General features: G+C 69.4%; 11 protein-coding genes. 9 read left to right on the top strand and 2 right to left on the bottom strand.

Features of this window, described 5'->3' with window-relative positions; genetic code table 11:
- Positions 1 to 74 precede the first annotated feature (74 nt).
- Positions 75 to 1,457 (bottom strand): MFS transporter, encoded by a 1,383-nt coding sequence (locus AC3E6M_RS02125; protein ID WP_490528964.1) that lies wholly within the window; start codon positions 1,455 to 1,457, stop codon positions 75 to 77.
- Between the two features lie 138 nt (positions 1,458 to 1,595).
- Here AC3E6M_RS02125 and AC3E6M_RS02130 point away from each other — a divergent pair, with 138 nt between their 5' ends.
- From AC3E6M_RS02130 to AC3E6M_RS02155, 6 genes are all read left to right on the top strand, one after another.
- On the top strand, positions 1,596 to 3,341 hold the full coding sequence (locus AC3E6M_RS02130; RefSeq protein WP_490528927.1) for a DEAD/DEAH box helicase: 1,746 nt from the start codon (positions 1,596 to 1,598) through the stop codon (positions 3,339 to 3,341).
- Positions 3,342 to 3,627: 286 nt separating this feature from the next.
- Positions 3,628 to 5,499: a molecular chaperone DnaK gene (gene dnaK, locus AC3E6M_RS02135; protein WP_138173920.1), complete on the top strand. Its 1,872-nt coding sequence runs from the start codon at positions 3,628 to 3,630 to the stop codon at positions 5,497 to 5,499.
- 11 nt (positions 5,500 to 5,510) lie between these two features.
- Positions 5,511 to 6,116: a nucleotide exchange factor GrpE gene (locus AC3E6M_RS02140; RefSeq protein ID WP_138173922.1), complete on the top strand. Its 606-nt coding sequence runs from the start codon at positions 5,511 to 5,513 to the stop codon at positions 6,114 to 6,116.
- Between the two features lie 8 nt (positions 6,117 to 6,124).
- Positions 6,125 to 7,120, top strand: coding sequence for a DnaJ C-terminal domain-containing protein (locus AC3E6M_RS02145; protein ID WP_490528928.1), 996 nt, complete (start codon positions 6,125 to 6,127; stop codon positions 7,118 to 7,120).
- A 67-nt stretch (positions 7,121 to 7,187) separates the two neighbouring features.
- Positions 7,188 to 7,625: a heat shock protein transcriptional repressor HspR gene (locus AC3E6M_RS02150; protein WP_138173926.1), complete on the top strand. Its 438-nt coding sequence runs from the start codon at positions 7,188 to 7,190 to the stop codon at positions 7,623 to 7,625.
- A 100-nt stretch (positions 7,626 to 7,725) separates the two neighbouring features.
- The gene (locus AC3E6M_RS02155) at positions 7,726 to 8,535 is read left to right on the top strand and encodes a potassium channel family protein (protein ID WP_490528929.1); all 810 of its coding nucleotides are present in this window, start codon (positions 7,726 to 7,728) and stop codon (positions 8,533 to 8,535) included.
- Positions 8,536 to 8,610: 75 nt separating this feature from the next.
- Here the strand turns inward: AC3E6M_RS02155 and AC3E6M_RS02160 are convergent, their stop codons facing one another.
- Positions 8,611 to 9,204 (bottom strand): hypothetical protein, encoded by a 594-nt coding sequence (locus AC3E6M_RS02160; RefSeq protein ID WP_138173930.1) that lies wholly within the window; start codon positions 9,202 to 9,204, stop codon positions 8,611 to 8,613.
- 141 nt (positions 9,205 to 9,345) lie between these two features.
- Between AC3E6M_RS02160 and AC3E6M_RS02165 the strand changes: the two genes are divergently transcribed.
- The 3 genes from AC3E6M_RS02165 (at position 9,346) to AC3E6M_RS02175 (ending at position 14,449) form a co-directional block, all read left to right on the top strand.
- Positions 9,346 to 11,073, top strand: coding sequence for an ABC transporter ATP-binding protein (locus AC3E6M_RS02165; RefSeq protein ID WP_138173932.1), 1,728 nt, complete (start codon positions 9,346 to 9,348; stop codon positions 11,071 to 11,073).
- The gene (locus AC3E6M_RS02170; RefSeq protein ID WP_138173934.1) at positions 11,070 to 13,097 is read left to right on the top strand and encodes an ABC transporter ATP-binding protein; all 2,028 of its coding nucleotides are present in this window, start codon (positions 11,070 to 11,072) and stop codon (positions 13,095 to 13,097) included. Before AC3E6M_RS02165 ends, AC3E6M_RS02170 begins: the two co-directional genes overlap by 4 nt.
- Positions 13,098 to 13,240: 143 nt before the next feature.
- On the top strand, positions 13,241 to 14,449 hold the full coding sequence (locus AC3E6M_RS02175; RefSeq protein ID WP_490528930.1) for a glycosyltransferase: 1,209 nt from the start codon (positions 13,241 to 13,243) through the stop codon (positions 14,447 to 14,449).
- Positions 14,450 to 14,453: the final 4 nt, after the last annotated feature.

Below are 14,453 nucleotides of genomic sequence, written 5' to 3' on the forward strand. Positions count from 1 at the left end.
CCACGCGTGGTCGATGGCAGAAACTCAGGAGTTTCGCACGGCGGCGCGGGCCGCCCGCACCCCGGCCCCCCGCCTCAGCGAATCACGGCCCCGCGGTTGGGCACGCGGATCATCAGCGCCAGGCCCACGGCGAGGATCAGCACGATCCCCAGGATGCCGAGGCGCGTGTCGCCCGTGATCCCGACGAACAGCGCGAACGAGCCCGGCGCGAGGAACGACACGGCGCGGCCGGTCGTGGCGTAGAGGCCGAAGATCTCGCCCTCGCGGCCCTCGGGCGTCGCGCGGGAGAGATAGGTGCGGCTCGCCGACTGCACGGGGCCGACGAACAGCCCGAGGCCGAGCCCCGCGACCCAGAACGCGGGCTGCGACGTGCCGATGAACAGCACCGCGGAGCCGAGCACGATCAGTCCGATCAGCGACACCACGATCACGCGCTTCGGGCCGAAGCGGTCGTCGAGGCGTCCGGCGAACATCGTGCTGATGCCGGCGACGACGTTGGCGGCGACGGCGAAGTACAGCACCTCGGTCGAGGAGAATCCGAACACCTGCGCGGCGATGATCGCGCCGAACGTGAACACCCCGGTGAGCCCGTCGCGGAACACCGCGCTGGCGATGAGGAACATCAGCACCGGGCGGCTGTCGCGCCAGAGCGAGCGCAGCGTCCCCCACAGCACGACGTACGACTGGAAGAACCCGACCCGCACCTGTCGGTGCTGCGCCGGGATCTCGGGCACCCGCACGAGCACGGGGATCGCGAACACCGCGAACCAGACCGCGGATGCCAGCACGGCCAGCCGCACGTTCAGACCGCCGTCCTTCGACACGGCGAGAAGGCCCGCGGCATCCGGATTCCCGAACCCCTGGATGAACAGCACGAGCAGCAGGAGGAGGAGCACGATGCCGCCGACGTATCCCATGCCCCAGCCGAAGCCCGAGACGCGGCCGATGTTCTCGCGCGTGGAGACCTGCGACAGCATCGCGTAGTAGTTGACGCTCGCGAACTCGAAGAAGACGTTGCCGACCGCCAGGAGCGTCGCCCCGAGTATCAGGTAGGCCGGCGTGCCCTCGACGAACACCATCGCGGCCATCGCGAGCACGATCACGCCGGTGTTCACGCCCAACCACAGCTTGCGGCGCCCTGTGCCGTCGCTGCGCTGGCCGATCACCGGGGCCAGCAGCGCCACGAGGACTCCGGCGATCATCAGCGCGGTGCCGATGAGGCTGGCGTTCGAGGCGAGAGCCCTCACCAGCGCGGGGCCGTTCGCGTTGTCGCCGGCCGCAGCCACGATGGCCGGGTCGACGAACAGCGTGCTCGAGAGGTACGTGCTGAACACGAACGTCGTCACGACCGCGTTGAACGCCGCCGAGCCCCAGTCCCACAGCGCCCAGGCGAGGACGGGCCGTCGAACGTCGGTGGAAGGGGCGGATGCCGCGGAGGCGGTGTCGGGCGAGGACATGTCGCTCACGCTAGGACCCTTCGGTGAACGCGCGGATACGTCGGCCGCGGACGTGCCGACGTCGGCACGTCCGCTCAGGGTAGACCCTTCCGTGCCCTCAAGCGGCGGTTTCCCGGGGTGGCGCACTACCGTGGAGTCATGGCATCCGAAAACCCCGCCCCCTCCGTCGAGGCGGACACCGCCCCCGAGCAGCTCACGTTCGCCGATCTGGGACTGGATGCCGCTGTGCTCAAGGCCCTCAAAGACGTCGGCTACGAGACCCCGTCGGCCATCCAGGCCGCCACCATCCCCGTCCTCCTGCAGGGCCGCGACGTCGTCGGCCTCGCCCAGACCGGTACCGGCAAGACCGCGGCTTTCGCTCTGCCGGTGCTCTCGCAGATGGAGACCGGCCACAAGAACCCCCAGGCCCTCGTGCTCGCCCCCACGCGCGAGCTCGCGCTGCAGGTGTGCGAGGCGTTCGAGAAATACGCCGCGCACATCAAGGGCGTCTCGGTGCTCCCCGTCTACGGTGGCCAGGGCTACGGCCAGCAGCTCTCGGCCCTGCGCCGCGGCGTCGACATCGTGGTCGGTACCCCCGGCCGCATCATGGACCACCTCGACAAGGGCACGCTCGACCTCAGCGAGCTGAAGTACCTCGTGCTCGACGAGGCCGACGAGATGCTCAAGATGGGCTTCGCGGAGGACGTCGAGACGATCCTCGCCGACACCCCGTCCGACAAGCAGGTGGCGCTGTTCTCGGCCACCATGCCCGCGCAGATCCGCCGCATCTCGGCGCAGTACCTCAACAACCCCGAAGAGATCACGGTCAAGACCAAGACCACGACCTCGGCGAGCATCACGCAGCGCTACCTGGTGGTGTCGTACCAGCAGAAGATCGACGCCCTCACGCGCATCCTCGAGGTCGAGAACTTCGAGGGCATGATCGTCTTCACCCGCACGAAGAACGAGACCGAGACGGTCGCCGAGAAGCTGCGCGCCCGCGGATACACCGCGGCCGCGATCAACGGCGACGTCGCCCAGGTGCAGCGCGAGCGCACCGTGAACCAGCTGAAGTCGGGCAAGCTCGACATCCTCGTCGCCACCGACGTCGCCGCGCGCGGTCTCGACGTCGAGCGCATCAGCCACGTCGTCAACTACGACCTGCCGATCGACACCGAGTCGTACGTGCACCGCATCGGTCGCACGGGCCGTGCCGGCCGCACCGGCGACGCGATCAGCTTCGTCACCCCGCGCGAGCGCCGCATGCTCACCGCGATCGAGAAGGCCACGCGCCAGCCGCTCACCGAGATGACGCTGCCGAGCGTCGACGACGTCAACGCCACGCGCCTGACGCGCTTCGACGACGCGATCACCACCGCCCTCGAAGACACCGCCGCGATCGCAACGTTCCGCGACGTCGTGGCGCACTATGTCGCGCACCACGACGTTCCCGAGGCCGACGTGGCGGCGGCGCTCGCCGTGGTGGCGCAGGGCGACACTCCTCTCTTCATGGAAGAGGAGACCATCTCGCAGCCGCGCTTCGACCGCGACCGCGACCGTGCGCCCCGCGGGGGTGGGGACCGCGAGGGCGGCCCGCGCCGCGAGCGCGACGGGCGCTTCGCGACGTACCGCATCGCGGTGGGGCGCCGGCAGCGCGTCGAGCCGCGTCAGATCGTGGGCGCGCTCGCGAACGAGGGCGGCCTGCGCCGCAACGACTTCGGCGCGATCCAGATCCGCCAGGACTTCTCGCTCGTCGAGCTCCCGGCCGACCTCTCGCGCGACACGATCGCCCGCCTCGCCGACACGCGCATCTCGGGCCAGCTCATCGACCTGCGCCTCGACCAGGGCGGCCGCTCCGCCAAGCGCAGCGACCGGCCGCAGCGCCGCGATCGCGATCGCGACTGACCCCGCGGCATCCCTCTGACGCCCTCGCGACCTGTGTGGTTGCGGGGGCGTCGATGCGTGGCCACGCGGTCGGGGCGTTCTGCGTGGCCCCGGGGCGTCGTGCGTGGCCCCCGGGCCACGGGCAAGAGCCCGAGGCGCCGCGCGGAAGTTGAGCCGATTCATATCAAGTCTGCTTGACGCGCCGGAAGTCCCGCGATAACCTTGAGTCATCGCGGCTCAACCCGCGAGCAGACTTCATCAACACCGAGTCGTGGCATCCGTCCGGCTCATGATCAAGGAGACACATATGCCCCGTGCAGTGGGAATCGACCTCGGTACGACCAACTCCGTCGTGAGCGTGCTCGAGGGTGGCGAGCCGAAGGTCATCGCCAACGCCGAAGGCTTCCGGACTACCCCTTCGGTCGTCGCCTTCACCAAGGACGGCGAGGTGCTCGTCGGCGAGACCGCCAAGCGCCAGGCCGTCACCAACGTCGACCGCACCATCTCCAGCGTGAAGCGCCACATGGGCACCACGTGGAGCTTCGACGTCGACGGCAAGAAGTGGACGCCGCAAGAGATCTCGGCGCGCATCCTCCAGAAGCTCAAGCGCGACGCCGAGGAGTACCTGGGCGACTCGGTGACGGATGCCGTCATCACGGTGCCCGCGTACTTCAACGACGCCGAGCGTCAGGCCACGAAGGAGGCCGGCGAGATCGCGGGCCTCAACGTCCTGCGCATCATCAACGAGCCCACCGCCGCGGCCCTCGCGTACGGCCTCGACAAGGGCAAAGAGGACGAGCTCATCCTCGTCTTCGACCTCGGTGGCGGAACGTTCGACGTCTCGCTCCTCGAGGTGGGCAAGGACGACGACTTCTCGACCATCCAGGTGCGTGCCACGGCCGGTGACAACCGCCTCGGCGGCGACGACTGGGACCAGCGCGTCGTCGACTACCTCATCAAGCAGTTCAAGGACACCACCGGTGTCGACGTCTCGGGCGACAAGATCGCCCTGCAGCGTCTGAAGGAGGCCGCGGAGCAGGCCAAGAAGGAGCTCTCGTCGTCCACGTCGACGAGCATCAACCTGCCCTACCTCTCGCTCACCGACTCGGGTCCCGTGTCGCTGTCCGAGACCCTCACGCGCGCCAAGTTCGAGGACCTCACCAAGGACCTCCTCGACCGCACCCGCAAGCCCTTCTCGGATGTCATCCGCGAAGCCGGCGTCAAGGTCGACGACATCGCGCACGTCGTGCTCGTCGGCGGCTCGACCCGCATGCCCGCGGTCGCCGAGCTGGTGAAGAAGGAGACCGGTCGCGACGCCAACAAGGGCGTCAACCCCGACGAGGTCGTGGCCGTGGGCGCTGCCCTGCAGGCCGGTGTCCTCAAGGGCGAGCGCAAGGACGTCCTCCTCATCGACGTCACCCCCCTGAGCCTCGGTATCGAGACCAAGGGCGGCATCATGACCAAGCTCATCGAGCGCAACACCGCCATCCCGACCAAGCGCAGCGAGACCTTCACGACCGCCGACGACAACCAGCCGTCGGTCGCGATCCAGGTCTTCCAGGGCGAGCGCGAGTTCACCCGTGACAACAAGCCGCTGGGCACCTTCGAGCTCACGGGTATCGCCCCGGCTCCCCGTGGCATCCCGCAGGTCGAGGTCACCTTCGACATCGACGCCAACGGCATCGTGCACGTGTCCGCGAAGGACAAGGGCACCGGCAAGGAGCAGTCGATGACCATCACGGGCGGCTCGTCGTTGCCCAAGGAGGACATCGAGCGCATGGTCCGCGAGGCCGAGGAGAACGCGGCGGAGGACAAGAAGCGCCGCGAGTCCGCCGAGACCCGCAACCAGGCCGAGACCCTGTCGTACTCGATCGAGAAGTTGATCAAGGAGAACGAGGACAAGCTGCCCGAAGAGGTCAAGACCGAGGTCCAGGGCGACGTCGACGCGCTCAAGACGGCCCTCGCCGGCGACGACGACGACGCGGTCAAGACCGCGTTCGACAAGCTCAACGCCAGCCAGGGCAAGCTCGGCGAGGCCATCTACGCCTCGTCGCAGGCCCAGGGCGAGCAGGCCGACCCCAACGTCGGTCAGCCCGGCAACGGTGAGACGCCGAACCCCGAGGAAGACGTGATCGACGCCGAGGTCGTCGACGACGAGCCGACCGACGACAAGAAGTAAGCGACAGAACCATGGCACACAAGGACGACGAACAGCCCCAGGGCTCGGGCGCCGGTCCTGACGAGACGACGGGGCCGGAGGAGAACACCTCCGGCCCCGCGCCGTCGGACCAGACCCCGGATGCCGAGGGCCTGACCATCGAGGACATCCTCGGTGCCGAGCAGACCGACGAGGCAGCCGCAGAGGGGGCGTCCTCCGACAAGGAGGCCTCGCTGCTGGTCGATCTCAAGCGCCTGCAGGCGGAGTACGCCAACTATCGTCGGCGTACCGAGGAGCAGCGCGAACGCGAGATCGAGCGCGCCAAGGGCGAGGCCGTGAAGGGCCTGCTGCCCGTCATGGACGACCTCGACCGCGCGGTCAAGCACGGCGACCTCGTCGAGGGCACCGCTTTCGCGGCCATCGGCGACAAGGTGCGCGCCGTGGCCGAGCGTCTCGGCGTGGTGTCGTACGGCGCCGCTGGCGAGCCCTTCGACCCGCAGCAGCACGAGGCCATCTTCCAGGCGCCCACCCCCGGCGTGACCGAAGCGACGATCCTCGAGGTCGTCGAGGTCGGTTACCGCCTCGGCTCGATCGAGCTGCGACCGGCCAAGGTCGTCGTGGCCGTGCCGGCCGAGTAGGAGGACGCATGGCGAGTCAGGACTGGTTCGACAAGGACTTCTACAAGGTCCTCGGCGTCGACAAGGGCGTGAGTGCAGCCGATCTCAAGAAGACGTACCGCAAGCTCGCGCGCCAGTACCACCCCGACTCGAATCCGGGTGACGCGAAGGCCGAGGCCAAGTTCAAAGAGATCAGCGAGGCGTACGCCGTGCTGAACGACCCCGAGCAGCGCGAGGAGTACGACCAGATCCGGGCCATGGGCTCGGGGGCGCGCTTCTCCGCCCCGGGATCGGGCGCCGGAGGCGGCTTCGACGACGTCTTCAGCCGCTTCGGTCAGCAACGCGGCGGTGCGTCGGGTCCCCCGCCCGGTGGGTTCGACGACTTCTTCTCGATGTTCGGCCAGCAGCCCGGTGGTTTCGGGTCGGGCCGGTTCGGTCAGACGACCGGCGGTTACCGCGGCTTCGGCGGTCCGCAGCGCGGTTCCGACGTGACGGCCCGGACGACCCTCGACTTCGTCACCGCCGCCAAGGGCGAGACGATCACGCTCCAGGGCGAGGACAACGTCCCGTTCAAGGTGAAGATCCCCGCCGGGGTGTCGGACGGCCAGAAGATCCGTTTGCGCGGACGGGGCCGCCCGTCGCCGGACGGCGGCGAGAGCGGCGACATCGTCGTGACGGTCGCGGTCCGCACGCACCCGGTCTTCTCGCGCGACGGCCTCAACCTGCGGCTCACCGTCCCGGTCACCTTCACCGAGGCGGCGCTGGGCGCGACGATCGAAGTGCCGACGCTCGGTGGTGACCCGGTGCGTCTTCGCGTCGCCCCGGGCACCCCGTCGGGCCGGGTGCTGCGAGTCAAGGGTCGTGGCATCCACTCGTCCAAGGGCACCGGCGACCTCCTCGCCGAGGTCCAGGTGGCCGTGCCCGACCACCTCGACGATGCTGCCCGCGAAGCCCTCGAGCGCTTCCACGCGCTCGAACCCAAAGAAAACCCCCGCGCCGACCTGATGTCCAAGGCGCGCCAGTAATGCCGGGCTCCTGGCATCCGCGATGATCGGATGCCAGGAGCAGGCGATCGACGAGAGAGGAGAGGCCGTGTCCGACAGGGAACTCGACGAAGACGCTCCGATCTTCGCGATCGCCGTTGCGGCGGAGCTGTCCAACATGCACCCGCAGACGCTGCGGCAGTACGACCGGCTCGGTCTGGTCGTTCCCGCCCGCACGCAGGGCGGGTCGCGGCGGTACTCCAGCCGCCACGTGCAGCAGCTGCGGGAAGTGGCGCGTCTCTCGAGCGAGGGGATGAGCCTTCCCGCGATCGCGCGGTTGCTGGCCCTCGAAGAGCGCGTGCACGAGCTCGCGCGACGCGTGAACGACCTCGAGCGCCAGCTCATGGCCGAGCGACAGTCGCGTCCGGGGGCGCGCGTGTTCGCCGCCGGGGCCACCGGGGCGGTCGTGACGCTGCGCCACGGGGCGCGCGTGCGCCGGGCGACCGACGTGGTCCTCTGGCGTCCGCACACCCCGCACGACGACTGAGCGGGGGATGACCGCGGGCGTTCGGCGAGGCGCTGTTCGCCCGGGATCACCCCGCAGAGGGTCGAGCGGCCGGCGGCATCCCGAGCCGTAAAGTTCATGCATGGGCTCGACCACGACAAGCGCTCCGGGTGAGGACGCGGCGGTGACCGCGGGGCCGTTCCGTCGCGCGGTCGCGGGCAGGAGGGGCGAGACGCGTGCGAGCGTCGCGTGGGGGCGTGCGACGTACTGGCCGCTCACCATCGCCGCCCTGGCCTTCCTCTTCGCCTACACCTTCCAGGTGATCGGCGACCTCGTCGGGGTGTGGTCGATCGTCTGCTCGGCGGTCGTCGCGCTGACGTGGGTCATGTTCATCACCGACTACCTCGTGCGTCTGTCGCTGAGCAGCCCGAAGCGGCGGTGGGTGCGCGCGCACCTCTTCGACGTCCTCGTCGTGATCCTCCCGACCCTGCGCCCGGTGCGGCTCCTCGGCGCGTTCACGCGGTTGGCATCCTTCAGCAAGAGCGTGGGCAGCTCTCTTCGCGCCCAGATGCTCATCTACGGCGCGGGTGTCGCCCTGCTCCTCATCTGGCAGGCGTCTCTGGCCGTCCTCTCCGCCGAGCGGCATGCGCCCGGGGCGAGCATCACGAGCTTCGGCAACGCCGTCTGGTGGGCGTTCTGCACGATCACGACCGTGGGCTACGGCGATTTCACCCCGATCACCGTGCAGGGGCGCGTCGTGGCGGTGTTGCTGATGCTCAGCGGCGTCGTGCTCGTGGGCCTCATCACCGCGACGTTCGCATCGTGGGTGCTCGAGCGCGTGACCCGCGGGCACGAGGACCAGCTTCCCGCCACCCGTGCCGACATCGAGCGCGTGTTGGCCGCCCTGCCCGCTCCGGTCTCGGACGGGAGCGTTCCGCAGAACCGCGGGTGACCGGGGGCGCGCGCGATGTCATGCCGCGGCAGCGGGCCGCGCCGATCGAGCGTCCGCGCCGATCGACGCGTCTGCTCAGGCCGGGTCGAGCCGGAGCACCGTCGCGGACTCGCCCACGCGCAGCTCGTCCACGACGCGGAGGGTGCGGGCGAGGTCGTCGACCGCGCCGATCACCGTGCCGAACCGCTCCCTCTCGGCGCACACGGCCGTGACGGTGACGAAATGGGCGCCGGTGTCCCACGTGTAGGTCGCGAACGGCGGGGTGCGCGGATCGGACGGCAGGGGCATCGCGAGCTTCTCGCCGACGCCCAGGTGTGGATTGCGGAACGACTCGGTGTCGTCGTACTCCATCGGCATCATGGCCCGGGCCGCGCGCAGCTGCGGGGTGGCCTCTTGCAGCTGCGCCATGACGACCAGCATGTCGGGCGCGTCCCGCCACACCCACACGAGAACGCGGCCGGCCGCCCGTCGCATGAGGAGCGGGGCGGCCTGGCTCGCCACCCAGGCGAAAAGCCCGCTGCCGGGGCGTTCGGTCGCCCCCGCCGCGCGGTTCGCCTGGGTCAGCAGCATCCGGATGGCGGCCTTGCGGTGGCGTCGCCCGCCGAAGCCCAGGGAGCCCGTGACGGGCACCCAACGTGCGGCGGGGGCGTCGGCCTGGAGTCGAGGCATGGCCCCAGCCTACGAGGCGGGATGCCGGGATGCCGAGGGAGGCGTACGCCGTCGGCGGAAGCGCTCCCTCCGTGTCGGAGGTTCGTGCCACTCTTGTTCCGCGGCGGTCGCGCCGCACCGACCTGACACCCGGAGAACGCCGTGCTCGGAAAGCTCCTGACCCGCTACCTCTCGCGGTACCGCTGGCTCCTCGTCGGCATCCTCGCCTTCCAGGCCGCGTCGGCCATCGCGACGCTGTACCTGCCGCGCTTGAACGCGGACATCATCAATCTCGGCGTCGCCCGCGGAGACACGGGCTACATCTGGTCGCGGGGCGCGATCATGCTCGTCATCTCCCTGGGGCAGATCCTCGCGGCCGTGATCGCGACGTACTTCGCGGCCCGCGCGGCGATGGCGGCCGGCCGCGACATCCGCCGCGACATCTTCGAACGCGTGAGCGGCTTCTCGGAGCGCGAGCTCTCGCAGTTCGGCGCCGGCTCCCTCATCACTCGCAACACCAATGACGTCCAGCAGGTGCAGATGCTGGCGATGATGGGCGCGACGATGCTCGTGAGCGCGCCGCTCCTCGCCATCGGCGGCATCATCATGGCGCTGCAGCAGGACGTGGGGCTGAGCTGGCTGATCGGCGTCGCGGTGCCCGTGCTGCTCGTCGCCGTCGCCCTGATCATCGCGCGCATGGTCCCGCTGTTCCGGAGCTTCCAGGTCAAGCTCGACGCCGTCAATCGCATCCTGCGCGAGCAGCTGACCGGCGTCCGTGTCGTGCGGGCGTTCGTGCGCGAGCGCATCGAAGAAGAGCGCTTCCGCGGAGCCAACACCGACATCATGGTCGTCGGCCGCAAGGTGGGCTCGCTCTTCGTGCTGCTCTTCCCGCTTGCGATGCTGGTGCTGAACGTCACCGTGGTCGGTGTCATCTGGTTCGGCGGCATCCAGGTCGACGCCGGCGGTGTCGAGATCGGGACACTGTTCGCGTTCATCCAGTACGTCGCGCAGATCCTCGGCGGCGTCCTGATGGCGAGCTTCATGACGGTGATGATCCCGCGCGCCGCCGTCTCGGCGGAGCGCATCGGCGAGGTGCTCGAGAGCGAGTCCACTCTCGTCCGCCCCGAGAACCCCGTCTCGACCTTCCCCACCCCGGGCGAAGTGGTCTTCGACGACGTCGCCTTCGCCTACCCGGGTGCCGAGGCGCCGGTCGTGTCCGGCATCACCTTCGCCGCGGCTCCCGGTGAGACGGTCGCGATCGTCGGGTCGACGGGGTCGGGAAAGACCACGCTCGTCTCGCTGATCCCGCGCCTGTTCGACGTCACCGGCGGTGCCGTGCGCATCGGCGGTGTCGACGTGCGCGAGGCCGACCTCGACGAGCTGTGGCGGGGGATCGGCCTCGTGCCCCAGCGGCCCTTCCTCTTCAGCGGCACGGTCGCGTCCAACCTCCGTTTCGGTCGAGAGGACGCGACCGACGACGAGCTCTGGCGTGCGCTCGAGATCGCGCAGGGGCGCGACTTCGTCCACGAGATGGAGGGTGGCCTCGAGGCCCGCATCGCCCAGGGCGGCACCAACGTCTCGGGCGGCCAGCGACAGCGCCTCGCGATCGCGCGGGCCATCGTGCACCGGCCGCGCGTCCTCGTCTTTGACGACTCGTTCTCGGCGCTCGACCTCAGTACCGATGCGCGATTGCGAAAAGCCCTATGGGAAGAACTGCCCGACGTGACCAAGGTCGTCGTCGCGCAGCGCGTCTCCACGATCACCGGGGCCGACCGCATCGTGGTGCTCGAGGACGGGCGCATGGTGGGCCTCGGCACGCACGACGAACTCCTCCGCACGAGCCCCACGTACCGTGAGATCGTCGAGTCGCAGCTGGGGGTGGAAGCATGAGCACTCCCGACGCCCTCACCGAAGAAGACCGCGCCGAGCTCGAACTCGCCGAACAGGCTCGCCAGAGTTCCGGCGACTGGAACAGCGTCGCGCCGGGCAAGGCGGCCGCGTTCGGCCCGAGCTTCCGGCGACTCATCGGTCTGCTGCGTCCGCACGCGTGGTCGTTCACCTTCGTGTCCGTGCTCGGCGCCGCCGGCGTCGTGCTCGCGGTGCTCGCGCCCCGCGTCCTCGGCGACGCCACGAACATCATCTTCGAGGGCGTCGTCTCGCGCGGACTCGCCGAGAACTTCCCCGCGGGCACGTCGAAGGACGTCGTCGTCGAGAGCCTGCGCTCGGCCGGTCAGGGCGACGTCGCCAACATCGTGTCCGCGATGCAGAACTTCCAGGTGGGCGCGGGCGTCGACTTCGATGCGTTGCGCATGGTCATCGTGACGGTCCTCGCGATCTACGTCGGCTCGTCGCTGCTGTCGTGGATCCAGGGCTACGTCATCAACGTGATCATGGTGCGCACCATGTGGCGTCTGCGCGAAGACGTCGAGGCCAAGATCAACCGGCTGCCGCTGTCGTACTTCGACAAGGTCCAGCGCGGTGAGCTGATCTCGCGCGTGACCAACGACATCGACAACATCACGCAGACGATGCAGCAGTCGCTCTCGAGCGCCCTGACATCGGTGCTGACGGTGGTGGGCGTCCTCATCATGATGTTCACGATCTCGTGGCAGCTCGCCCTCGTCGCCCTCGTCTCGCTCCCGCTCATGGCCGTGATCTTCGGCGTCATCGGCCCGAAGTCTCAGAAGGCGTTCGGCGAGCAGTGGAAGAAGGTGGGCCGCCTGAACGCCCGCGTCGAGGAGTCGTTCTCGGGTCACGCGCTGGTCAAGGTCTACGGCCGAGAGAAGGACGCGCGCGAGAAGTTCGAGGTCGAGAACGACGAGCTCTTCGAAGCGAGCTTCAAGGCCCAGTTCCTCTCCGGCATGATCATGCCGGGCATGATGTTCGTCGGAAACCTCACATACGTGGGTATCGCGGTACTCGGTGGTGTCATGGTCGCGGGTGGGCAGATCCGCCTCGGCGACGTGCAGGCCTTCATCCAGTACTCGCAGCAGTTCACGCAGCCGCTGTCGCAGCTCGGTGGCATGGCTGCGGTCGTGCAGTCGGGAACGGCCTCGGCCGAGCGCGTGTTCGCGCTGCTCGACGCCGACGAGCAGGACCCGGATGCCGCCGATGCCCCCGCGCACGTCGAGGGGCGGGGCGTCATCGAGTTCGAGTCGGTCCGGTTCTCGTACACCCCCGACCGGCCGCTCATCCGCGACCTGTCGTTCCGCGTGGAGCCGGGGCAGACGGTCGCGATCGTCGGCCCGACCGGAGCGGGCAAGACGACGCTGGTGAACCTCATCATGCGGTTCTATGAGCTCGACGGCGGGCGGATCCTGCTCGACGGGCAAGACATCGCCGACCTCCGCCGCGACGATGTCCGCGCGCGCACCGGCATGGTGCTGCAGGATCCGTGGCTGTTCGCCGGCACGATCCGCGACAACATCCGCTACGGCCGCGAGTCGGCCACCGACGATGAGATCGTCGAGGCCGCCGTCGCCACCCGCGTCGATCAGTTCGTGCACTCGTTGCCCGAGGGCTACGACACGGTGCTCGACGAGGACGCCGCGAACGTCTCGGCCGGAGAGAAGCAGCTCATCACGATCGCCCGCGCGTTCGTGGCGCGGCCGTCGGTGCTGATCCTCGACGAGGCCACCTCGTCGGTTGACACGCGTACCGAGCTGCTGCTGCAGCAGGCCATGGCGGCGCTCCGCGCAGGCCGGACGTCGTTCGTCATCGCCCACCGGCTTTCGACGATCCGCGACGCCGACCTCATCCTCGTGATGGAGCACGGCGACATCGTCGAGCAGGGCACGCACGAGGAGCTGATCGCGGGCCACGGCGCGTACTGGCGTCTGTACCAGTCGCAGTTCGAGAGCGCCGCCGGCGACGAGGAATCCGTCGCCCCCGTCCGCTTCGACGACGCGCGCTGAGCAGCCTTCCTCACGTTGCCCAGAGCAGCGGTGCCGCCCCGCGCCCCGCCTCCGGGGTGCTGCGAAACCGCTCGGGTACAGTGGTCGTTCGCATGCACCGCACCGTGCGACCTGTTCCGCCGCACAGATAGGCCTCACCACACGTGACCACTCCTGCGACGCCCGCCGACCACCCCACGGCCGATCGACCCCTCACGATCCTCATCGGAGCCGACACCTTCCTCCCGCACGTGAACGGTGCTGCCCGCTTCGCGGAGCGCCTCGCCGCGGGGCTCGTCGCTCGCGGACACGACGTGCACGTCATGGCGCCGAGCGCGGGTCGCGGCAACGCCGGGACGTTCACCGAGGTGATCGAGGGCGAGCCCCTGACGATGCACCGACTCCCGTCGTGGCGCTTCCTGCCGCACGACTGGCTCACGTTCGTGCTCCCGTGGCGGTCCAAGCACTACGCCCGGCGGGTGCTCGACGAGGTGAAGCCCGACGTGGTGCACATCCAGTCGCACATCATCATCGGCCGCGGCCTTGCGCGCGAGGCCCGCAAGCGCGGCATCCCGGTCATCGCGACCAACCACGTGATGGCCGAGAACATCCTCGATTTCACGACCCTGCCCGACTTCCTCGACCGCATCTTCGTGAAGCTCGCGTGGGCCGACGCGAAGCGCACGTTCGCCCTCACGCGGGCGGTGACCACTCCCACGCGCCGCGCCGCGGACTTCCTCGAGTCGACGATCGACGTCCACGGCGTCATCCCGATCTCGTGCGGCATCGACCGGTCGAACTACACCCCCGACTTCGAACCGCGCGAGGCGAACCGCATCCTGTTCGTCGGCCGCTTGACCACCGAGAAGGGGATCGACGTCATCCTGCGCGCGCTCGCCCGGCTCGACCCCGCGCTCGACACGACGTTCGACATCGTCGGGGGCGGCGATCAGCGCCGCAACCTCGAGCAGCTGGCCGAGCAGCTCGGTGTCTCGGACCGTGTCACCTTCCACGGTCACGCCTCCGAAGAGGACCTGCGCGCGCTGTACACGCGGGCGAGCGTCTTCGCGATCGCCTCGATCGCCGAGCTGCAGTCGATCGCGACGATGGAGGCGATGGCATCCGGTCTCCCCATCGTGGCCGCCGACGCCGTGGCGCTGCCGCACCTCGTGCACGACGGCGAGAACGGCTACCTCTTCGAGCCGGGAAACGTCGACCAGCTGACCGCTCGCCTGACCGACGTCCTCACGGCCGGCCCCGACGAGCGTCGACGCATGCAGCAGGCCTCGCTCGACGGCGTGAAAGTGCATGACATCGGTCGCACGCTCGACACCTTCGAGGCGCTGTACCGCGGACGCCCCCTGCCGGAGTGACCTC

The organism is Microbacterium sp. SCPM-O-B-15248 (M128) (assembly GCF_058214835.1).

Coding starts and splice junctions, on each gene's coding strand:
- AC3E6M_RS02125 (WP_490528964.1), bottom strand. CDS start 1,457: ATGTCCTCGCCCGACACCGCCTCCGCGGCATCCGCCCCTTCCACCGAC.
- AC3E6M_RS02130 (WP_490528927.1), top strand. CDS start 1,596: ATGGCATCCGAAAACCCCGCCCCCTCCGTCGAGGCGGACACCGCCCCC.
- dnaK (WP_138173920.1), top strand. CDS start 3,628: ATGCCCCGTGCAGTGGGAATCGACCTCGGTACGACCAACTCCGTCGTG.
- AC3E6M_RS02140 (WP_138173922.1), top strand. CDS start 5,511: ATGGCACACAAGGACGACGAACAGCCCCAGGGCTCGGGCGCCGGTCCT.
- AC3E6M_RS02145 (WP_490528928.1), top strand. CDS start 6,125: ATGGCGAGTCAGGACTGGTTCGACAAGGACTTCTACAAGGTCCTCGGC.
- AC3E6M_RS02155 (WP_490528929.1), top strand. CDS start 7,726: ATGGGCTCGACCACGACAAGCGCTCCGGGTGAGGACGCGGCGGTGACC.
- AC3E6M_RS02160 (WP_138173930.1), bottom strand. CDS start 9,204: ATGCCTCGACTCCAGGCCGACGCCCCCGCCGCACGTTGGGTGCCCGTC.
- AC3E6M_RS02170 (WP_138173934.1), top strand. CDS start 11,070: ATGAGCACTCCCGACGCCCTCACCGAAGAAGACCGCGCCGAGCTCGAA.